Annotated in this window: 17 protein-coding genes and 1 tRNA gene; 10 read left to right on the top strand and 8 right to left on the bottom strand. The window is 36.5% G+C overall.

Translation table 11 applies throughout. The annotated features are described in order from the left end of the window. Window positions 1-13: 13 nt before the first annotated feature. Entirely contained in the window at window positions 14-574 is a 561-nt protein-coding gene (locus tag FBR08_RS08925; RefSeq protein WP_158962414.1) for a DUF4136 domain-containing protein, read from the top strand. 1,034 nt (window positions 575-1,608) lie between these two features. Here the strand turns inward: FBR08_RS08925 and FBR08_RS08920 are convergent. Continuing rightward, window positions 1,609-2,739 carry a hypothetical protein gene (locus tag FBR08_RS08920; RefSeq protein WP_158962413.1) on the bottom strand — a complete coding sequence of 377 codons (1,131 nt, stop codon included), beginning with the start codon at window positions 2,737-2,739 and terminating at the stop codon, window positions 1,609-1,611. Between the two features lie 345 nt (window positions 2,740-3,084). Between FBR08_RS08920 and FBR08_RS08915 the strand changes: the two genes are divergently transcribed. Then, window positions 3,085-4,833, top strand: coding sequence for an aromatic amino acid hydroxylase (locus FBR08_RS08915; protein WP_158962412.1), 1,749 nt, complete (start codon window positions 3,085-3,087; stop codon window positions 4,831-4,833). 1 nt (window position 4,834) lies between these two features. On the opposite strand, the gene FBR08_RS08910 is transcribed toward FBR08_RS08915, so the two are convergent. Genes FBR08_RS08910 through alaS form a run of 3 tightly spaced genes read right to left on the bottom strand, consistent with a single transcriptional unit; the run spans window position 4,835 to window position 9,132 of the window. After that, window positions 4,835-5,467, bottom strand: coding sequence for a DUF4230 domain-containing protein (locus FBR08_RS08910; RefSeq protein ID WP_158962411.1), 633 nt, complete (start codon window positions 5,465-5,467; stop codon window positions 4,835-4,837). 12 nt (window positions 5,468-5,479) lie between these two features. Next, complete coding sequence (locus FBR08_RS08905; protein ID WP_158962410.1) at window positions 5,480-6,436, bottom strand: GSCFA domain-containing protein; 957 nt, start codon at window positions 6,434-6,436, stop codon at window positions 5,480-5,482. A gap of 59 nt (window positions 6,437-6,495) precedes the next feature. Continuing rightward, window positions 6,496-9,132 carry an alanine--tRNA ligase gene (gene alaS / locus FBR08_RS08900; protein ID WP_158962409.1) on the bottom strand — a complete coding sequence of 879 codons (2,637 nt, stop codon included), beginning with the start codon at window positions 9,130-9,132 and terminating at the stop codon, window positions 6,496-6,498. A 216-nt stretch (window positions 9,133-9,348) separates the two neighbouring features. On the opposite strand from alaS, the gene FBR08_RS08895 reads away from it, so the two are divergent. Genes FBR08_RS08895 through FBR08_RS08875 form a run of 5 tightly spaced genes read left to right on the top strand, consistent with a single transcriptional unit; the run spans window position 9,349 to window position 12,529 of the window. Next, window positions 9,349-10,326, top strand: coding sequence for a M23 family metallopeptidase (locus tag FBR08_RS08895; protein ID WP_158962408.1), 978 nt, complete (start codon window positions 9,349-9,351; stop codon window positions 10,324-10,326). Next, the gene (locus FBR08_RS08890) at window positions 10,326-10,655 is read left to right on the top strand and encodes a MerR family transcriptional regulator (RefSeq protein ID WP_158962407.1); all 330 of its coding nucleotides are present in this window, start codon (window positions 10,326-10,328) and stop codon (window positions 10,653-10,655) included. The genes FBR08_RS08895 and FBR08_RS08890 overlap by 1 nt, the downstream gene beginning before the upstream one ends. Window positions 10,656-10,665: 10 nt before the next feature. After that, a complete protein-coding gene (locus tag FBR08_RS08885) occupies window positions 10,666-11,250 on the top strand; it encodes a LemA family protein (protein ID WP_158962406.1) in 585 nt (194 codons plus the stop codon). A gap of 4 nt (window positions 11,251-11,254) precedes the next feature. After that, window positions 11,255-11,695, top strand: a complete 441-nt coding sequence (locus tag FBR08_RS08880) for a TPM domain-containing protein (protein ID WP_158962405.1) — start codon at window positions 11,255-11,257, stop codon at window positions 11,693-11,695. A 6-nt stretch (window positions 11,696-11,701) separates the two neighbouring features. Beyond that, window positions 11,702-12,529 (top strand): TPM domain-containing protein, encoded by an 828-nt coding sequence (locus FBR08_RS08875; protein ID WP_158962404.1) that lies wholly within the window; start codon window positions 11,702-11,704, stop codon window positions 12,527-12,529. A gap of 50 nt (window positions 12,530-12,579) precedes the next feature. On the opposite strand, the gene FBR08_RS08870 is transcribed toward FBR08_RS08875, so the two are convergent. From FBR08_RS08870 to era, 3 genes are all read right to left on the bottom strand, one after another. Next, a complete protein-coding gene (locus tag FBR08_RS08870) occupies window positions 12,580-15,330 on the bottom strand; it encodes an outer membrane beta-barrel protein (protein ID WP_158962403.1) in 2,751 nt (916 codons plus the stop codon). 61 nt (window positions 15,331-15,391) lie between these two features. Continuing rightward, the gene (gene der, locus FBR08_RS08865; protein WP_158962402.1) at window positions 15,392-16,705 is read right to left on the bottom strand and encodes a ribosome biogenesis GTPase Der; all 1,314 of its coding nucleotides are present in this window, start codon (window positions 16,703-16,705) and stop codon (window positions 15,392-15,394) included. A gap of 66 nt (window positions 16,706-16,771) precedes the next feature. Then, window positions 16,772-17,659, bottom strand: coding sequence for a GTPase Era (era, locus tag FBR08_RS08860; protein WP_158962401.1), 888 nt, complete (start codon window positions 17,657-17,659; stop codon window positions 16,772-16,774). 163 nt (window positions 17,660-17,822) lie between these two features. On the opposite strand from era, the gene FBR08_RS08855 reads away from it, so the two are divergent. The 3 genes from FBR08_RS08855 to FBR08_RS08845 all read left to right on the top strand — a co-directional run bounded on the left by FBR08_RS08855 (window position 17,823) and on the right by FBR08_RS08845 (window position 19,623). After that, window positions 17,823-18,479, top strand: coding sequence for a CatB-related O-acetyltransferase (locus tag FBR08_RS08855; RefSeq protein WP_158962400.1), 657 nt, complete (start codon window positions 17,823-17,825; stop codon window positions 18,477-18,479). A gap of 143 nt (window positions 18,480-18,622) precedes the next feature. Further along, a tRNA-Met gene (locus FBR08_RS08850) sits at window positions 18,623-18,695 on the top strand. 292 nt (window positions 18,696-18,987) lie between these two features. Beyond that, window positions 18,988-19,623 (top strand): peroxiredoxin-like family protein, encoded by a 636-nt coding sequence (locus FBR08_RS08845; RefSeq protein WP_158962399.1) that lies wholly within the window; start codon window positions 18,988-18,990, stop codon window positions 19,621-19,623. Window positions 19,624-19,702: 79 nt separating this feature from the next. On the opposite strand, the gene FBR08_RS08840 is transcribed toward FBR08_RS08845, so the two are convergent. After that, window positions 19,703-20,533 carry a helix-turn-helix domain-containing protein gene (locus FBR08_RS08840; RefSeq protein ID WP_233266071.1) on the bottom strand — a complete coding sequence of 277 codons (831 nt, stop codon included), beginning with the start codon at window positions 20,531-20,533 and terminating at the stop codon, window positions 19,703-19,705. Between the last annotated feature and the right edge of the window lie 19 nt (window positions 20,534-20,552).

The following is a 20,552-nucleotide window of genomic DNA, read 5'->3' as shown; positions in this document are numbered from 1 at the left end:
AAATAAGTAAGCGATGAAAACGGTATCAAAATTCCTAATTCTTGCGGCTGTAACTATTTTTTCAGCCTCTTGTAGTAGTGTGCGTGTTAGTGCCGATTACGACAAAAACACCAATTTTACAGCGTATCAAACCTATGCTTTTTTCAAAGAAGGTATTGACAATGTAAAACTAAATGACTTGGATAAAAAGCGTATTCTAAATGCCATTGACCAAGAGATGACGGCGAAAGGCTTTACTAAAACAGATAGTAATCCTCAATTGTTAGTAAACATCTTTACTAAATCACAACAGCAGGTAAACGTAACAACCAATAACGATTACTTCTACTCGAGATACGGCTACTACGGCTGGGGGTATGCTCCATACTGGGGTCCTAACTCTACCACCGTATCTACCTCAATAGAAGGGAAATTGTACATCGATTTCATTGATACGAACAAAAAAGCCTTGATCTGGCAAGGGATTGGAACGGGTTATATTGACAACGCCAATACCCCTGAAAAGAAAGAAGCTAAAATTCAGGATTTTGTACAAAAGATATTGAGTACATATCCGCCTGAAGTAAAGAAATAAACATTTAAAATTACAAAATATAAAACAGTAGTGGGCCTTAGTTCACTACTGTTTTTTTTATACCCTCACAACTTAATATTTTTAATTCCAAACCTCTGATTAGGAATTAAACATTTAATTGACTAGTTGAAGTATCTTGATTATATAGTTTCTACAATTATTTCTGATATCAATTCTCAGTCATTTTTAATTATATTAACCATTATATCCAATGCAGTAAATTTATCATCAACAGAATACTTTTTCTCTTCGAACAAATTAATTTGTTTGAAGAGAAAAAAAATCTTTGTTTTTGCTCTAATATCATCAATCGTGTATTTCTCCTAAGTTAGCTTTTAGTCTTTTCCAAATCAAAGTCACATTATATTGCAATCAATTGCGGATAGTAGACTCACTTTGAATACCATACATTAATTTTGCCTCGGAAAGACGCAGCTCTCCACGTTCTATTTCCTGAACTAATTGGAGTTTGAAACTTAGCGTATAATCTTTTTTGAATACGCTTTACATATGAATTGCTCATAACGATTGTTTTTTATGTATCGCCATTTCAGGACGGGACACATAATAAATAAAAAAAGGATAGCCTCTCTTTTTATATTAAAAATAAAAAAGCGTTATAGGTCAAAACAATTTTCATTTCAAATCACAGTAGTACTTATCTCTATTTTCTTTTTGATTAGGCTAAAAGACTTTCTTAATACACTAAATGCAACGTGGGCTCTTTACAGCTTACAACCGTTACTGCTCTAAAGGAATAACGAAAAAGAATTAGGCCTCTGGTATACTGTAAATCTCCAATCCCCTAACAACTTGCACCAGAAGAATGAAACAATAAAGCTTTAATTTCAAATAAACCTCAAGTTTTATTTCCGATCTATTACACCTTAACCATCTAGCTCTACTGGAACCATTCTGTCCTCTCACCTCTATACAAAAAAATGCCCAAAAGAGAATTCTCTTTTGGGCATTTCAAATTTAGAAAATTATATAAAAATTCTTTATCTCTTACAGATAATTAAACTTTTAAACAATTATTGTTTTCTAGACATTTTAACGTTTTTAACGCCATTTGCATGAGCAGATCTTATTGCGTCAGCAGCAGGAGCGTCTGTTAAAACAACTACTTCACCTTCGTATAAACCAGTAACTTTTTCTTCAGTTCCTGTTAATGCAAATTCGAATACGATTTTTCCATTAGCAGCCACTTTAACACCAGCTTCAACATCTTGAAGATTCATTCCAAAAAGCTCAATACTAGTAGCATTTGTTACTACAGGAACTTCTAATGCTTCTCCATTTGCTCTAAATTGGAATCCACCCCATCCAGCTACACCAATTTGACCATTACCAGGATATACTTGTACACCTGTAGTAGTTCTAGGGAAAGCAACAAGACCTAAAATTCTATTGTTAACTGCTTCACCATCCATATTAACAACAGCCATAATGTATGTATCAATAATACCTCCATTAAAAGGTTGAGTTCCTTGGTAAACGAAAAGAGCCTCATCTACTACATGCTGAATTCCGTCATATTTGAAGAAATTAGTTGTAAGTAATGGTCTAGTTTTTATTACTACAGAAGCCTCATCACTTGTTACATATCCATCTTTTGAAGCAACAAACTTAAATGTTCCAGCTACATCTGAAGAGAAAACTCCACCTGTAACAGCAGTTCCATCAGCATGTTTTACTGTAACACCAGAAACGTTAGCTCCATTTTCGTCTTTTACAGCAAAAGTAATCACCTCACCTACAAAAGCTTCAGCTTTACTTGGAGTTAAAGTTAATTTTAGTTCTGGTTGAGGACCTCCCTCTACTGTTACTTTAATAGTTACAGCAGCACTGTCTTTAAAGTCTTTTTTCTTAGCGATAACTTTATACTCTCCTGCTGTAGCAAAAGTGTGTGGATTTGAAATTTTCTCAGATCCGATGTAAAGCTCAGCTCCACCTTCTTCTTTTCCATCAGCTTTTACAGTAAACTTAACAGTTCCACCTTCTAAAACTGAAGTTTTATCAGCAGATAACACTAACTGTTTTGCTACTGGTGGCTTTACGTCATCCGGAGTATCATCCGTTTTTTTACTGCTATCGTCGCTACTACAAGAAGCTCCGAATGTAGCCAAACCAGCTACAGCCAAAAACATAAATAATTTTTTCATAAATATTTGCTTTAATTAGTTAATAATTGTGTTGCAATATAAAAACATTTTTGAAACTAAAAAAAATATTAGTTAATATTATCTTTAATGTTACCTAATAATATACAATAACAACTTAATATTGTATAATAAAACAACATTCAAGCTAAAATATTTAACACAAAAAAAACATATTAATCAAATATTTAACTCTAAAATTCAATTAATTTAATTTTAACATTTTAAAAATACAAAAACAATCCCCCAATTTCATTATTACCTCTTTCACTCACGAAAACATAAGAGCTTTTAATACATTCATCTTTTTCCTTATATTTACCGCAACCAAACTACTTTTAGAATACTATGAACGCAAAAGAATACGAAAGCAACGAATTAATAGACCGATTACCCCCTCACTTGAAGCAGTTTATCAAGCCACAAGACTATGAGGATTACACTCCTATCAACCAGGCAGTATGGCGCTATGTCATGCGAAAAAATGTCGATTACTTATCTAAAGTAGCACACGATACCTATTTAGAAGGACTAAGTAAGACCGGTATATCGGTAGAATCTATTCCCAGCATGTATGGTATGAATAGAATTCTAAAGGAAATTGGTTGGGCTGCTGTAGCGGTAGATGGTTTTATACCCCCCAATGCTTTTATGGAATTTCAAGCGTATAAGGTACTTGTTATTGCCTCTGACATTCGACAATTAGAAAATATTGAATACACTCCCGCACCCGATATTATTCACGAAGGTGCAGGACATGCCCCTATTATTGCCAATCCTGAATACGCGGAATACTTAAGACGCTTTGGCGAAATTGGGTGTAAAGCGATTTCTTCAGCTCACGATTACGAAATTTATGAAGCTATCCGTTTGCTTTCTATTTTAAAAGAAGCAGAAGGTGTAGCGGAAGAAGAGATAAAAAAAGCGGAAGACGAAGTGGATCGCCTACAAGCCATCACAACGGCTCCTTCTGAAATGGCCTTGATTCGAAATCTACACTGGTGGACGGTTGAATACGGCTTAATCGGAACAGTAGACAATCCGAAGATTTACGGCGCTGGTCTATTATCTTCGATTGGAGAGAGCGCTTGGTGTATGACGGATAATGTAGAAAAACTTCCGTATACGATTGAAGCGGCTCATCAAGGATTCGACATTACAAAACCGCAACCGCAACTTTATGTTACTCCTGATTTCGCTTATTTAAGTGAAGTATTGGAAAACTTTGCAAACAAAATGGCTTTGCGAAAAGGCGGTTTAGAAGGTATTCAAAAGCTAATTGCTTCTAAAGCACTCGGTACAATCGAATTAAATACAGGTATTCAAATTTCAGGGCATTTTACCAACGTAATTGAACATGAAGGTAAACCTGCTTATGTACAAACGACAGGAGCCACTGCTTTATCGTATAGAGAAAAAGAATTAGTTGGACATGGAACCGAAACACACCCTCATGGCTTTGGAACTGCTTTAGGTCGTTTAAAAGGAATCAACCTGGCTATTGAGGATATGAGTCCACGTGATTTAAAAGCGTATAACTTATTCGAAGGACAACCCGTAACATTAGAATTTGAAGGAGACATTACAGTTTCAGGAACCAATATTACTGGAATCAGAAATATTCACGGAAAAATTATCTTAATCAGCTTTAAAGATTGTACAGTTACTCATGGTGATACGGTGTTATTTCAACCAGAATGGGGCACATACGACATGGCTGTTGGAGCTTCTGTTATTTCTGCTTTTTCTGGACCTGCAGATTACAAAAGTTTCGATTTAGTGAATCACGTTCCTTCTTCTAAAACAATCAAGGCAGTACGCGATGAAGATAAAATCAAATTAGAAGGACTTTATCAAGCGGTACGCTTGATGCGCGAAGAAAACAAAACAACGGATTTACACGCAATTTTAGACACTTTAATCGCTTCGTATGCCTCCGATTGGTTATTAACCGTTGAGATTTTGGAGCTAGCAAAAAAGAAACAAGACAATACGTTATATCAAAAGGCAATCAATCGCCTAGAGCACCTAAAAGTAGAACGACCTAAAGTCGCTCATTTAATTCTAGATGGTGTAAGTATTATTGAACAAGCCTAAATTACAAAGGGAAAGTGACGAATAAGTCACTTTCTTTTTTTATGGTATTCCCCTGATATTCCAATCGCCATCCTAGCATATTGGTAACTACTAATAATTTTCCCAATTCACTGGTCAATCGATTTTCTGCATTGGCTTTTAGACTCGACTGTTCAATCTTACGCTGTAAATCTTCTTTGATTTTCGCATTAATCTTGTTGTAATCAGCTCCTGTAAAGGGATTAAATGTACTTGTTTCCACATCGTACAGTTTATAATCGGGATAGATGTGTATTTCAGGTTCTGGAATATGCACCAATTGCACCACTTTATTCTCCTCGTCAATTTGGTATTGCAATTGGGTTAAATCGTATTCTACAGTTGCTTTTGCATTGACAATTACCACAGCCTTTTTAGTAAAGGAAACCAAATTCAACAAATACTTCTGTTGATCTTGGTAGGTCATCACTTGGGTATAATTGGCTTCTGTCACAATCAATTTACTGACATTCTTTAATTGCTCCTGAATTAAATCCGAATTATACTCAACACTATTGTTCGATTTACCAAAAGTATATTGATACATCACTACGCCCATAAACATGAAGAATAGCACAATAAAAAAAGAAAAGATAACTTTAAAAATAAATCTCATAGCTTCAATCGATTATCTAAAACTCATAAATGGATAACGCTCTAATAAATCGTCAATTTTTTCAATCAACGAATCCAAAAACTTCAAATGCTGTTCGGCTGTAGGGTTAAACGGTCGATGATTAAGTCCTTTTTGAACCTCATCTACCTTTTTCATTACCGCATCCATTTGCTCATCAACATAGTGAGCAACAAAACGCTCCCAAACGTATTGAATGGCCATATCATTCGGATGAATCAAATCCTCTTTATAAAAGCGATAATCACGTAATTCATCCATCACAATTTCATACACGGGAATATAGTTCACTTTCGCATCTTGTACAACCGCTAACGCTTGATGCAAAGCTGCAAGCAAAATACTTTTACTGCGTTGATTTTCCACAAAACCATCTTTGATATGACGCACAGGAGAAATAGAACACAAAATATGTGCTTCACTATTTACCGTGCGAATCAAGGTTATGATATGTTTGTAACTTTCTACCACCTCCTCATAAGACAGTAAGCGTTTATCAAATTGCGTATTGGGTACTTTATGGCAATTCGCAACAATCTCGCCCGTTTCTTTCAAGGCATAAACCCAAGCCGTACCAAAAGTAAGTGCAATAAAAGTACTCTCTCGTAAGGCCATTTGCAAGTCGAATAATTTGACATTCAATTTGGTTACAATATCCTCTTGTTCTAGCTCATTCAAATCAGAATGCGCTACAAAAGAACTCCAAATTTCTTGGTGTTCAAATACATCTGATGTGGTAAACTCATATCCTTTCACCGCGTATTCTACCAGTTTCTCTATTGCTTTGGGATGGAATAAAATCCCAAATGGATTAATGATTTGCTGAAATTGATAGGCTTTAAATTTCTCTCCAATATTAACGGCAAAACAAGATCCCATACAAAGTATTTTATCTTCGTAAGTAATCTTTTTTCCGGTATACGATACAGGCACAACGGTACTAAATTTCATCTCTATGAGCTATAAGAAAAAAAGATTCCTACGAATAGGAATCTTTTAAAATCAATATATTATTTTAAATAATCAATAGCGTGACTGATGGCTTCTTTCATTCCTTCTGGATTTTTACCTCCCGCAGTAGCGAAGAAGGCTTGTCCTCCTCCACCCCCTTGGATGTATTTTCCTAATTCACGAACGATTTGACCTGCATTTAGTCCTTTTGACTCTACGATTTCTTTCGAAACATAACAAGTCAACATCGGTTTGTCATTGGCATTTGATCCCAATACCACATAAAGGTTCGACAATTCGCTTCCTAATTCGTAAGCCAAGTCTTTGGCTCCATTTGCATCTAAATCTACTTCAACCGCTAAGAAAGACACCTCATTAATCAATTGAATTTGTCCTTTCAACTCACCTTTTACGTTTTTCGCTTTTTCTTTCAAGAGTTGCTCCACTTGTTTCTTCAGTTTTGCATTCTCCTCTTGTAAAGCGACAACAGCTTTCAAGGTATCTTGAGGGTTCTTCAATACTGCTTTTAATTCTTTCAGCGTATTTTCTTGCTCGGCGAAGAATGCACGTGCTGCCTTGTTGGAAATAGCTTCAATACGGCGAATTCCAGCAGCTACTGCTCCTTCACTTACAATTTTAAACTGCCAAATATCAGCTGTATTCTGTACGTGAGTTCCTCCACACAATTCCATACTTTCACCGAAGCGGATTGCGCGTACTTCATCTCCATACTTTTCACCGAAAAGAGCCATTGCTCCTTCTGCTACCGCTTGATTAAACGGAATACTGCGTCTCTCAATTAAAGGCAATTGCTCGTGAATACGATTATTTACGAAGTCCTCAACCAATTGCAATTCCTCTTCTGTCACTTTAGCAAAATGCGAGAAGTCAAAACGCAAATGCGTTGGAGATACTAACGATCCTTTTTGTTCCACATGCGTTCCTAAAATTGTGCGTAACGCTTGGTGTAATAAATGTGTTGCTGAGTGATTCGCCATCGATTGTTGACGAGCATCCACATCAACTTTTGCTGTAAAAGTTCCTGCTACATTAGACGGTAACTCTCTTACAATATGTAAAATTAAATTGTTCTCCTTTTTCGTATCGATTACTTGGATTGCGTCATTTGCAGACACGATCAATCCACAATCTCCCACTTGACCACCTCCTTCAGGATAGAATGGCGTAGCATCTAAAACTAACTGGAATAATTTTCCGTCTTTTTTACTATCTACTTTTCTGTAACGCGTAATTTTTACTTGGTTTTCCAATTGGTCATACCCAACGAATTGCTCCACATTGCCGCCAATTAAAACTGTCCAATCATCCGTAGAAACTTCTGATGCAGCTCTTGAACGCGTTTTCTGCTCATTCATTGCTACCTCAAATCCCTTCTCGTCTAATTCAAATCCTTTTTCTCTTAAAATCAGCGCTGTTAAGTCAATTGGGAATCCGAAGGTGTCGTATAGCTCAAACGCTTTTGCTCCATCCACTACTTTGCCTTTGGTCTTTTCAATCACTTGATCCAACAAATGCAACCCTTGTTCTAACGTACGCAAGAAAGAAGCTTCTTCTTCTTTGATTACATTTTCAACCAGTGATTTTTGAGATACGATTTCTGGAAAGAAAGCTCCCATTTGGTGAGCTAACACCTCTACCAATTTATAAATAAACGGTTCTTTCGTACCTAAAAAGGTAAATCCGTAGCGAATTGCACGACGTAAAATACGGCGAATTACATAGCCTGCTCCATTATTTGAAGGCAATTGTCCATCAGCAATAGCAAAAGCAACTGCACGTACGTGATCTACAATAACGCGAATGGCAATATTTGTTTTATTTTGCTCTTCAGCAATCGATTGAATTGAATTATCTGTATAAGTTAATCCCGTGATTTCTTCCACTTTTCGAATCAGCGGTGTAAAAACATCCGTATCGTAATTTGATGTCACCCCTTGCATCGCCATACACAAACGTTCAAATCCCATTCCTGTATCAACGTGTTGTGCAGGTAATTTCTCCAAAGAACCATCCGCCTTACGGTTGAATTCCATGAATACATTATTCCAAATCTCCACCACTTGTGGATGATCAGCGTTTACTAAAGAGAAACCCGAAACCGAAGCTCTTTCAGCATCAGTACGCAAATCGATATGAATTTCAGAACAAGGTCCACAAGGTCCTTGATCTCCCATTTCCCAGAAGTTGTCTTTTTTATTTCCTAGAATAATGCGATCCTCTGCAACATATTGTTTCCACAGATCAAACGCTTCTTGATCAAATGGCACATTTTCTGCAGGATTACCCTCAAAAACAGACACATACAAACGGTCTTTCTCTAACTTCAATACCTCAGTCAAAAACTCCCATGCCCAAGCAATTGCTTCTTTTTTAAAGTAATCTCCAAAAGACCAATTCCCCAACATTTCAAACATGGTGTGGTGATACGTATCAAAACCAACATCTTCTAAGTCATTGTGCTTTCCAGAAACGCGTAAACACTTCTGTGTATCTGCAATACGTTTGCTTTTTGGCGTGGCGTTTCCTAAAAAATATTCTTTAAACTGGGCCATCCCAGAGTTGTTAAACATTAACGTTGGATCGTCTTTTAAAACGATCGGCGCTGAAGGAACAATTAAATGCCCTTTTTCTTCAAAAAAGTTTAAAAACTTCTGACGAATTTCTTGTGATTTCATATTTTCGGAAACTAATATTTTCTATCCAACATTTAAATAACGTGCTAATTGCACGAATACCCTTCTTTTAACCGACAAAATCTGTTAATTTTTTATTTCCATTTGTTATTTAACCAAGTATTAAACCAAAACATTGTTTAAATTTGTTGTTTAATGCCTTTTTTAAACCAAACAAGGGTATTACAAAATTAGTGCAAAAATAGTGTTTTTTAAATTATGGCTAAGGTAAAATATTATTACGATTCCGAAAAGTTGGCGTTTCACAGAATACGCCCCAAATCTTCTAAGCGAATCGTAAACATATTCTTGTTCATCTTATCTGCCGCTGTCTTTGGTTTACTTGGATTATTTATTTTAATTAACTCCAATATACTAGCGACACCCAAAGAAAAGATGCTAGAAAGAGAGGTTGCAGAATTTAAAACGAACTATACCTTGCTCAATAAGAAAATTGATCTTATCGCAGAAGTTTTAGATGAATTAGAGGTTCGAGATAATGAAATTTACAGAGCCTACTTCAATACAGCCCCTATTCCAGAAGAACAACGTAAAGCGGGATTGGGCGGAATAAACCGCTATAAAGAATTTAAAAATTTACAGAACGAAAAATTGTTGCGCCTTACGACAGAAAAAATTGACCTGATTGCCAAACAAACGGCGATTCAGTCTCGTTCTTTGGATGATATCATCAACTTAGCTAAAGGAAAAGAGAAATTATTAGCTGCTATTCCTGCCATTCAGCCTGTAAAGAACGAAAGTTTAAAACACATGGCCTCAGGATATGGATATCGCAGTGATCCTTTTACAAAAATCAAGAAGTTTCACTCGGGCATGGACTTCTCTGTCAACATTGGAACACCTATCTATGCCACGGGAGATGGCCGAGTAACACGAGCAAACAATCAGCTTTCTGGCTATGGAAACTTAATTGAAGTTGAACATGGTTATGGCTATCAAACGCGCTATGCTCACTTAAGCAAATACAATGTTAAACAAGGACAAACTGTAAAGAGAGGAGATGTTATTGGCTATGCAGGTAGTACAGGTCGAAGTTCAGGTCCGCACTTACACTATGAGGTACACTACAAAGGAAATCCGGTCAATCCATTAAATTATTATTATGGCGATATTTCAGCCAAAGAATTTGAACTATTGTTACAAGAAGCTAATCACGAAAATCAATCTCTCGACTAATGAAAGTAAATTTACCTGAAAAAAGATACTACAGTATTGGCGAGCTCGCGAAGGCTTTTGACGTCAACACGTCTTTGATCCGTTTTTGGGAAAAAGAATTTGACATTATTAAGCCAAAGAAAAATGCCAAAGGAAATCGCATGTTCTCTCAACAAGATGTCAAGAATTTTGAATTAATTTACCACCTTGTGAAAGAAAGGGGCTTCACCTTAGAAGGGGCTAAGGACCAGCTCAAACTCAAACCAAAAGAAGCAGTTGATAACCTAGAAATTATCAAGCGATTGGAATACATCAAAGAAACATTAATAAGTATAAAAAACGAACTCTAAAAACAAACAAATGAAAAAAGCGTTACCTATTATTATCGTATTAGTTGTATTAATTGGCGGATACTTTTTGTTATCCATGAATTATCAAAACACAGCTTTAGGACACAAACAAGCAGTAGACAAATCATGGGCTGATGTAGAAGGTGCCTACCAAAGAAGAAATGACCTTATTGGAAATTTAGTAGAAACTGTAAAAGGAGCTGCTGATTTTGAAAAATCAACATTAGAAGCAGTTGTAAATGCAAGAGCAAAAGCAACATCTGTTTCTATTGATCCAACCAATATGACTGAAGCGCAGTTGGCCAATTTCCAACAAACTCAATCTGGGGTTTCTAGTGCTTTAGGTCGTTTATTAGTAACTGTAGAGAAATATCCTGATTTAAAAACAAATCAAAACTTCTTGAAACTACAAGATGAATTAGCAAGTACAGAGAATCAAATCTTCACGCAACGTTCTCGTTTTAATGAAACAGTACAGGTTTACAACGGATATGTGCTAAAAGTGCCAAACAAGTTTTTTCTAAGTGGATACGCAGAGCGTCCATTCTTCAAAGCGGAAGCTGGAGCTGAAAACGCACCAAAAGTAAAATTCTAAGACTATGAAACCCATTCATCAATTTCTGAGTCCTACGGATGAACAGGAAATCATAGAAGCTATCACACAAGCAGAGAAGAATACCACAGGAGAAATCAGGATTCACATTGAAATACAAGCTACAAAAGAACCTTATACGAGAGCTCAAGAGGTGTTTTTTGAACTAGCGATGGACAAAACCACGCATGCCAATGGGGTGTTGTTCTATATTTGTTTAAGTTCTAAAGCTTTCGTCATTCTTGGTGATAAGGGAATTGATCAACGCGTAAAAGCAGAAAATTTTTGGGAAGGAACAAAAGAACTTGTGATCAATCACTTTAAACAAGGCTTGTTCAAACAAGGGTTAATTTATGGAATTCTCAAAGCAGGTAGTCAATTAAAGGTGTATTTTCCATCCGTTGGAGAAAACAAAAATGAACTATCAAACGAAATATCAAAAGCTTAACACGACATGCAAAAAAGACAGAACAACGTCCTATCCTATATTGTATTTGCGTTCCTTTTACTTTGGTCGCAAGTCAATTATGCGCAATTTGATATTCCAACCAAGCCTACGGGTACGAAACAAACAGCGGTTTATGATTATGCTCAACTTCTAAGCAGTCAACAAAATAAAGCATTAGAACAAAAGTTAATCAACTATAGTGATACAACCTCAACACAGATTGTAGTCATTATCATTCCTTCTCTAAAAGGAGAGAGTATTGGCATCTTAGGCCCTAAATGGGGACAAACCTGGGGGATTGGTCAAAAAGGGAAAGACAATGGTGTTTTAATCTTAATGGCGGCAGAAGAAAGGCAAATAGGAATCTACCCTGGTTATGGTGCTGAAGTTCAAATTACAGCTGGACAAGGAGGAGAATTGATTCGAAATCGCATTATTCCCGAATTTAAGCGAGGGGATTACTATGCAGGGTTAAATGAAGGAGTAGACGGCATCATGGAAATGCTTGCTGGCACCTATCAAGCAGATAAAGACGCTCGGATGGATGGTGATAATGAAATAGGAGGTTTATTTTGCTTAATCGCGATTATCGCTTTGATAGTAGGAACCATTCTATTCAATAAAAATAAAAACAACGGAGGTGGTCGTGGAAATAATTCAGGCCATCGCGGTTTCTTAGATGATTTAGCTAGTATGGTAATTCTCAGTAACCTTGGCAGAAGCTCCGGAGGCGGAGGTTTCGGCGGAGGAGGAAGCTTCGGCGGCGGCGGCGGATTTGGCGGCGGCTTCGGAGGTGGAGGATTCTCAGGCGGTGGATCAAGTGGAAGCTGGTAATCAACAGAACATACAAAAAAAGGAGAGAATTTACATTCTCTCCTTTTTTTTTATCTTATTGTTCGCATCATACTACCTCGAGGTCTTCCTCCGTAATTTCCTCTATTTCCCCTCGACTCTTTAGAGCCAAAGGCTTTTAAACTATAAGTCAATGAAAACATTACATAGCGCTTTAAAACTAAATTCTCTGTATCTACAATCGAAGTAGCGTCAATAGTGCGTCTAGAACTCGTATTTTGATTCAACATATCATATACTTTAACCTTAGCTTTGAATCGATCATTAAAAAACTCATAAGCCAAACTCACATTCCACATGTAGAAATCGCGATTATACCCCGAAGCAATCTGTGAGTTATAGGTATACGTAAAATCATTCCCTATTGTAAACTTATTGGGCCAATACAGAATCGTTTCCAAAGCTGCATTGTGCACAAAAGTGCTTGCGCGATCTACACTAAAATTCTGATAGCTTGACCAATTTCTGTTGTAATTATAAGAAGGTGAAAATCGAAACAATTCACCATAGTCAAAGCTAACGTATAGCCTTGGACTAATTCCATTGGTGATAGCATCGTATGTTACTCCATCCATGTATCCTTTATTGATATTCTGGTTGTAACGCAGATTAACTCCATAACGCATCGTCAATTCCTCCCACTTTTCTGATCGATACCAAGAACCGTATAAAGACCAATTATAGGCCCCCGAAACGTTTTTATACGTAGAAATACTCTTTCTATCCTCATCGTAATCCACCGCATTAACGATACTGTTATGCATCAAATTAATACTACCATTAAGCGAATACCCTGATCGCGTTTGGAAATCATATGATCGGTAACTTAAATTAATCCCGTGATTACCAGTTGGACGTAAATCTGGATTTCCAACAAAAGTGTGTAAAGGGTTCGTTACATCCACAATATCCAACAATTGTGTGGCACTTTGATAACTGACATTGTAATTATACGTCATCCAAAAATAACTCCCCCTTGCAGCGGCATAGCTAATATTGAAACGAACATTAGGGTCAATGTATTTTTTATCCAGCGAATAATTTTGACTATTATAAAGTGCTTCTACGCTATTCTTAACAATATTCGTTGATGTATTAAAATCTGCAAACCACTTTTTGTATTTATAATTAAATCCCAAATAAGGTGCTATAGTTGTTTGAATGGTGTTATAACGATTGGTTTGCAAGGTATTTAACTCCGAATACGACTGTGTAGCTTCTTCATAATCAAAGACTTTAGCATCCGTAATCGTTTGATTTCTATCCCAATTACTTCCTATAAGCAAAGTCAATGAATCTGTAATGGGTTGACTATACTCCATGGTCAAGCGATACGTATCATTGGTGCTATACTGCTTCTGAAACTGACGGCGAATATCGTCTTCTTGTTCCGACTTATAAAAACGCGTCGTTGATTCTTGTAGTGCATCACTAGAATTGACGCTATTGGCATTCATAAATTCGAGTGTAAAAAACTGGCGATCTGATTTCAATTTACGCATATAACGCATCCCATTAGAAAAGCTATTACTGTCGCCTTTACTTCTAGCATAAGATTCGCTATCATTTAGGAGTTCTCCCTTTTCATTGCGTGCTTGATCCATAGAGCTCGTTATAGCGCGCGAATAGTTCGTCTGAAAGTTTGGCATGATGTAGAATGAATCTTTCTCTCCTATATAGTCAATGGATACGTTGGCAGTATGCCCTTCTGAATCGCTATTAGACTCTGATTCAGCATCATTAACAAACTCACCAGAAGGTAAAAATTGTCGCACGGTAGATCGATTTTTGCTTTCTGTATCCGAAAAGTTGTAATTGTAACTACCGTTGACCTTTAACTTGGTATTAATATCTTGTACAAAGTTCAACCCCAACATACGCGATTCTGTAATTCCACCAGAACTTTTCCCCATACGCATATTGTCAAATACCTCATCCATAGAAAAACCCATGGCATTGATATTATTGGCAGATCCGATTACATTCAATTGGGTTTTATTGAAAAACGTATTGAAGAACAAACTACTTTCATAGCGTTTATCAGAACCATACCCCCCTGTTACTTTTCCAAAATACCCTTTGTTATTCGCTTCGTCAATTGTAATATTAATACTAGCTTCCTCAGACTTTGCTCGCTCTCCTGTAAACTTTTCTTTTTTCGACTTCTTATCTGTCACTTGGACTTTATTGATAATTTCTGATGGCAGATTTTCTAAGGCAATTTTTCCATCCTCTCCAAAAAAAGGTTTCCCGTTCACCAAGATTTCCTTTACTTCTTTTCCATTTACCGTAATCTTCTTATTTTCATCAAGTTGAAATCCGGGTAACTGTTTGAGTAATTGTTCTAAATTAGCATCAGGACGAACCGAGAAAGAAGAAGCATTAAATTCTAAGGTATCTTTTTTTACTCGAATTGGAGGTACATCTGCTTGAATCACTAATTCATCTAAACTGGTAACCAATTCCTGCATGCGTATTACCCCTAAGTCATACGTTGATTCGCCTGTTTTTTCGATGGCTTTCGTATAGGGTTTAAATCCAACCATACTCGCTTTAAAGCGTACTTTCTCCTCTGGAAGTTTTATTTTCAGATCAAATTTTCCTTCCGCATTTGACATATTGTACTCCAATACCACATTGTCTTTTTCCTTCACTAGATAAACTGTAACTGCCTCTAATGGATTTTTGACAGAATCAGTTATTTGTCCTTTAAATTGAACGGTCGATTGACTGTAAACTAGCTGAGTTAGAAAAACAGTTAAAATGAAAATTAATTTATTCATAGCAATAAAAAACGGTCTTTGTTTTCACAAACAAAGACCGTATATTTTAGTATAATTACAATTATTTTTGTCTAAAATAGATGTCAATAGGCACACCGCTAAAGTCATAAATCTCACGTAACTTATTCTCAACAAACCTTTTATAAGGATCTTTAATGTATTGAGGTAAGTTAGCAAAAAACACAAATTGAGGTGACGGAGTTGGCAATTGCATACAATACTTAATCTTGATGTACTTCCCTTTAATTGCTGGAGGAGGAGTATGTTCAATGATTGGCAACATCGTTTCGTTAAATTTAGAGGTAGAAATGCGGTTCTTTCTATTTTCATACACTTGAACAGCAGTTTCTAATGCTTTTAACAAACGTTGTTTCGTAATAGTTGACGTAAATACAATCGGCACATCCGTAAAGGGAGCAATGCTTTCGCGTATTTTATCCTCGAATTGTTTTGACGTTAGTGTTTCCTTATCAATCAAGTCCCACTTATTTACTAAAATAACAATTCCTTTTCTATTTTTCTCTGCTAACCAGAAAATATTTTGATCCTGTCCTTCAAACCCTCTCGTGGCGTCGACCATCAAAATACACACATCACTGTGTTCAATTGCGCGAATAGAACGCATAACAGAATAGAACTCCAAATCTTCCTTTACTTTCGTTTTTCTGCGGATACCCGCAGTATCAACTAAATTAAAGTCAAATCCAAATTGAGTAAAACGCGTATCAATTGCATCTCTCGTTGTACCAGCAATATCCGTTACGATATAACGATCTTCACCAATTAAAGCGTTGATGAAACTTGATTTCCCTGCATTGGGACGTCCTACTACTGCAAAACGCGGTAGTTCTCCATCTTCACTCTCTTCTCTAACCTCTTCTTCTGGCAATACTTTGATTACTTCATCCAATAAGTCACCTGTACCACTACCACTCATTCCTGCAATTGGATAAATCTCACCCAATCCTAAGTTGTAGAACTCATACGTATCTTCCATGCGTTTTCCACTATCCACCTTGTTCACTGCTACAAAAACAGGTTTTGTTTCACGGTGCAATAGTTTCGCTACTTCAGCATCCATCGGAGTAATTCCTTCTTCTACATCAACTACAAATATGATAACATCAGCCTCTTCGATAGCTAATGCTACTTGGCGTCTGATTTCTTCTTCAAAAACATCATCAGAACCTTTTATATATCCTCCTGTATCAATTACAGAAAACTCTCTTCCGTTCCATTCAGATTTGCCGTAGTTTCTATCACGAGTTACCCCGCTAACCGAATCTACAATTGCCTCTCTCCTTTGAATCAATCGATTAAAGAAAGTGGATTTTCCTACGTTTGGTCTCCCAACTATGGCTACTATACTACTCATATACTATTTAAATATTTCGCAAAGTTACTATTTCAATGCAATATTTGACGCTATTATTTAATTTCTCTATTTTTTTTGATTATATCCAAAGCGTTTCAACTGATAATCGCTGGATCTCCAATCTTTATTCACCTTGACAAATAATTCCAAGTGAACCTTTTTACAAAAGAATTTTTCCATCTCTTCACGAGCTGCAATCCCCACTTTCTTCAAAGCAGCTCCTTTATGCCCGATTAAGATTCCCTTTTGGGTATCACGTTCCACCATAATGATGGCTTTGATACGTATAATTTCTTCCTCTTCTTTAAACTCTTCTGCTTCTACCTCTACAGCATATGGAATTTCCTTGTCATAATTCAACAAAATCTTCTCTCGAATAATTTCACTAACAAAGAAACGCTCTGATTTATCTGTCAGGGCATCTTTCGAATAATAAGGCGGTGATTCTGGAAGCAATTCAATAATGCGATCATATACCGCTTGTGTATTGAACTTTTCTAAAGCAGAAATTGGAAAAATTTCAGCATTAGGCACTTTTGATCTCCATAAATCCACTTGTTCTTCTAGTTGTTGTTGATTGGATTTATCAATCTTGTTTATCAACAACAATATCGGCACTTTCGAATGAATGATGCGATTGAAAAAAGCTTCGTCCTTTAATTCCTTTTCCCCTACTTCTACCATATAAATCAAGACATCTGCGTCTTCAAAAGCAGATTTCACAAAATCCATCATGGACGCTTGTAATTCGTATGCCGGTTTAATAATACCTGGCGTATCAGAAAATACAATTTGATAATCCTCTTCATTTACAATTCCCAGAATACGATGTCTTGTTGTTTGTGCTTTTGACGTAATTATCGATAATCGCTCTCCTACTAATGCATTCATCAGAGTTGATTTCCCAACGTTAGGATTACCTATAATGTTCACAAATCCAGCTTTATGTGCCATAAAAATTTATTTTTCGCTACAAAGGTAGTTTTTCTCAATGAGATAGTTGAAAAAAAATGAAAGAACTCGACTTAAATCCTTCCCAAAAGGCTTTTTGAGTGGGTAAAATTTTAATTTTTAGCTGATTTTACTAGCTTTATCTTTTTTAAACGAAAACAATTATATGATTACAAACCATAAACATTGGTCGATAGTAGAATATTTACATGAAACAGTAACGAATCCCAACATTCACATTAAGGGCAATACAAGTTATTACAGTGCCGCTTGGAGCGGATCATTTGAAGAAAGTGTTGTGCGCTACTTATATGGAGATGCTTATAGCAGCAGTCAGTGGGAACCTGCATGGCCAATTGATCAACTTTATATTGGGTCTCATGTTTGCATTGCAGCAGAAGCTGTAATCTTAATGGGGGGAAACAATACCCATCGCACGGATTGGTTTAGTTTATATCCATTTATGGAAACAATTGTAGCCTCGTACCAAGGAAAAGGAGATACGGTTATTGGCGACGGCGCTTGGATTGGCATGCGCGCGATGATTATGCCTGGTATTACTATTGGAGAAGGTGCTGTCATTGCCTCTGGTGCTGTAGTCATCAAAGATGTTGCTCCCTACACCCTTGTGGCAGGAAATCCAGCCAAACCCATTAAAACCAGATTTGATGAAGCAACTATTACCCGCTTACGTCAATTGTGCATCTACGATTGGGAAGAAGCAAAATTCAAAGCTTTACAACCCTATATTAGCGCTGATAACATCGACCTTTTAGAAGAACAAAGTCATTTATATGACCAAACTAGTGCATCTAGCAAATAAATTAAAAAAATAATAGAACTACACTCTCCTATTGTCCAAGACATTACATGAATAAAAAGCTCATTCACGCACAAAAGACAAAAGTTTTTCTTTGATTTACTTGTTTTGCACCGTTATTAGTTTGTATATTTGTACCACAATAGCGCGGGATAGAGCAGTAGGCAGCTCGTCGGGCTCATAACCCGAAGGTCACAGGTTCGAGTCCTGTTCCCGCTACTAAGCCAAAAAGACTTCATCTAACAATGAAGTCTTTTTTTTTATCCCATACTGATTTTTTTAGATCAGGCGCAAAAGTTGAAAATCAGAAAAAAACAACTTGTTATTTTACCTCGTACATTTCTCCGATTCGCAGATCAGCTTTTTCTATACCTCAAATTTTATTTATTCTTTTTTCTACATCCCCCCGCTTATTGCTCAATATTGACTTTTTTACCCCATAGGGACAAAAATATGCGGTATTGTACTATTGCTTTTATTTCTAAAAATTTGCAGGTAAAATATCGTAAACATGACAACATTAGCTCAACAAATTTCGGAATTAAACGAAAATCTAGCGTCTCAAGTACCTGCTGAAATACTCGAAGCCTTTGGTCAATCCATTGCTGATTTAAAAAGCCTAGGATTAGAAGCTCAAACCCTCCCAATAGGACAGGTTTTTCCTGATTTTAAACTTTTCAACACCCTTAATCAACCGATTGAGTTAAGAGAACTCCTAAAAAAAGGAAGCGTAATCCTTGCTTTCTTTCGCGGAAACTGGTGTCCTTATTGCAATCTCGAACTGAAAGCCTTACAAGATCGCTTACACGAGCTAAAAGGAGCAACATTAGTTGCTATTTCACCACAGATGCCAATGTATAATGAAGAATTAAAAAATAAGCATGCGCTAGGTTTTGATGTATTGACAGATCCAGACAATGCCCTTGCCAAACAATTGGGTATTTCTTTTTCCTTGCAAGACTTCGTTCTTCCTATCTATCAAAATTTAGGTATTACACTTTCTTCTTTCAATGGAAATGATCACAATGAACTGCCAATTCCCGCCGTTTTTGTGGTAGATCCCACAGGCGTGGTTCGCTATAAATTTGTAGATGCGAATTACATGAATCGCGTAGATGTTTCGGAATTAGTAAAAACGATGTACTAATAAATAGGGGCGGACGGAAATTCGTCCCTAACTTTTTTATCAAACCGCAATCATTTGAAAAATAAAACCCTGAAATTCTTTATTTTTTAAAATTTCGAAAAGCAGATAAACTCATCTGTTTATGCCGTTTAAAGAATTTGTTACAATGACTTTCATCTGCGAATCCAAATTCATCGACAATTTCATTAATTCTCATTTCACTAAACAACAAACGATGTTCGATTAATCGAATCTTATAGGCTGAAATATATCCTTGGAAAGATTCCCCACAATGCTTGCGAAAATAACTACCTAAATAAGTAGGAGACATGCCGAATTGATTGGCTACAACTGCTACTTTCAGCAATTCAGGTTCGCGAATATGCTCTTGTATATAATTCAAAATCTGTACAATTTTCGCATCTGTGTTTTCCGCTAAAGGTTTTAACTGAATTTGTGCAATATTTCGGGCCGAAATAACCAATATCGCATTGACAATCGGTCGAATTAAATCCTCCTTGTACATCAACTCTACCCTCAGTACTTCTTGAAGCGTTTGCATCAATTGAGCAACTAAACGCTTATCTTCTTCGTGTACTAAAACGGAAGCAGACAATTGAGAAGCATAATACAGCAGGCATTCAATGTGATCAATACTTTTCCACTGGTATTCTTTGACGTAAGATTCGCCAAAGCGAATCACCATAAACTCACACATTCCCTCTAAATCAAATTCATGACAATCTTGAGGAGTAATCAAAAATAAATCACCCGGAGTAAATTGAATGCAATTGCCATTAATACCATGGCTTCCTCGACCAGAAAGTACATAGACCAATTCAAAAAAATTAAACTGCCTATCGCGCAAAGGACAAACCTCTACTTTTTCATAATACACCTCAAGGGCCTGGTACATATTTTCTTTTGCCATACTGCAAAGATACCGAAAT

Origin of the sequence: Myroides fluvii (assembly GCF_009792295.1) — a bacterium.
Classification (GTDB): Bacteria; Bacteroidota; Bacteroidia; order Flavobacteriales; family Flavobacteriaceae; genus Flavobacterium; species Flavobacterium fluvii_A.
Note: the sequence above shows the minus strand (reverse complement) of the source record. Positions and strands in the feature narration are given on the sequence as shown.

Bases quoted from the DNA above. Each gene is read 5' to 3' on its own strand.
- FBR08_RS08845 (WP_158962399.1), top strand. From the start codon at position 18,988: ATGACAACATTAGCTCAACAAATTTCGGAATTAAACGAAAATCTAGCG.
- FBR08_RS08910 (WP_158962411.1), bottom strand. From the start codon at position 5,467: ATGAGATTTATTTTTAAAGTTATCTTTTCTTTTTTTATTGTGCTATTC.
- FBR08_RS08880 (WP_158962405.1), top strand. From the start codon at position 11,255: ATGAAACCCATTCATCAATTTCTGAGTCCTACGGATGAACAGGAAATC.
- FBR08_RS08920 (WP_158962413.1), bottom strand. From the start codon at position 2,739: ATGAAAAAATTATTTATGTTTTTGGCTGTAGCTGGTTTGGCTACATTC.
- FBR08_RS08885 (WP_158962406.1), top strand. From the start codon at position 10,666: ATGAAAAAAGCGTTACCTATTATTATCGTATTAGTTGTATTAATTGGC.
- FBR08_RS08905 (WP_158962410.1), bottom strand. From the start codon at position 6,436: ATGAAATTTAGTACCGTTGTGCCTGTATCGTATACCGGAAAAAAGATT.
- FBR08_RS08915 (WP_158962412.1), top strand. From the start codon at position 3,085: ATGAACGCAAAAGAATACGAAAGCAACGAATTAATAGACCGATTACCC.
- FBR08_RS08925 (WP_158962414.1), top strand. From the start codon at position 14: ATGAAAACGGTATCAAAATTCCTAATTCTTGCGGCTGTAACTATTTTT.
- FBR08_RS08870 (WP_158962403.1), bottom strand. From the start codon at position 15,330: ATGAATAAATTAATTTTCATTTTAACTGTTTTTCTAACTCAGCTAGTT.
- FBR08_RS08890 (WP_158962407.1), top strand. From the start codon at position 10,326: ATGAAAGTAAATTTACCTGAAAAAAGATACTACAGTATTGGCGAGCTC.
- FBR08_RS08875 (WP_158962404.1), top strand. From the start codon at position 11,702: ATGCAAAAAAGACAGAACAACGTCCTATCCTATATTGTATTTGCGTTC.
- FBR08_RS08840 (WP_233266071.1), bottom strand. From the start codon at position 20,533: ATGGCAAAAGAAAATATGTACCAGGCCCTTGAGGTGTATTATGAAAAA.
- FBR08_RS08895 (WP_158962408.1), top strand. From the start codon at position 9,349: ATGGCTAAGGTAAAATATTATTACGATTCCGAAAAGTTGGCGTTTCAC.
- der (WP_158962402.1), bottom strand. From the start codon at position 16,705: ATGAGTAGTATAGTAGCCATAGTTGGGAGACCAAACGTAGGAAAATCC.
- FBR08_RS08855 (WP_158962400.1), top strand. From the start codon at position 17,823: ATGATTACAAACCATAAACATTGGTCGATAGTAGAATATTTACATGAA.
- alaS (WP_158962409.1), bottom strand. From the start codon at position 9,132: ATGAAATCACAAGAAATTCGTCAGAAGTTTTTAAACTTTTTTGAAGAA.
- era (WP_158962401.1), bottom strand. From the start codon at position 17,659: ATGGCACATAAAGCTGGATTTGTGAACATTATAGGTAATCCTAACGTT.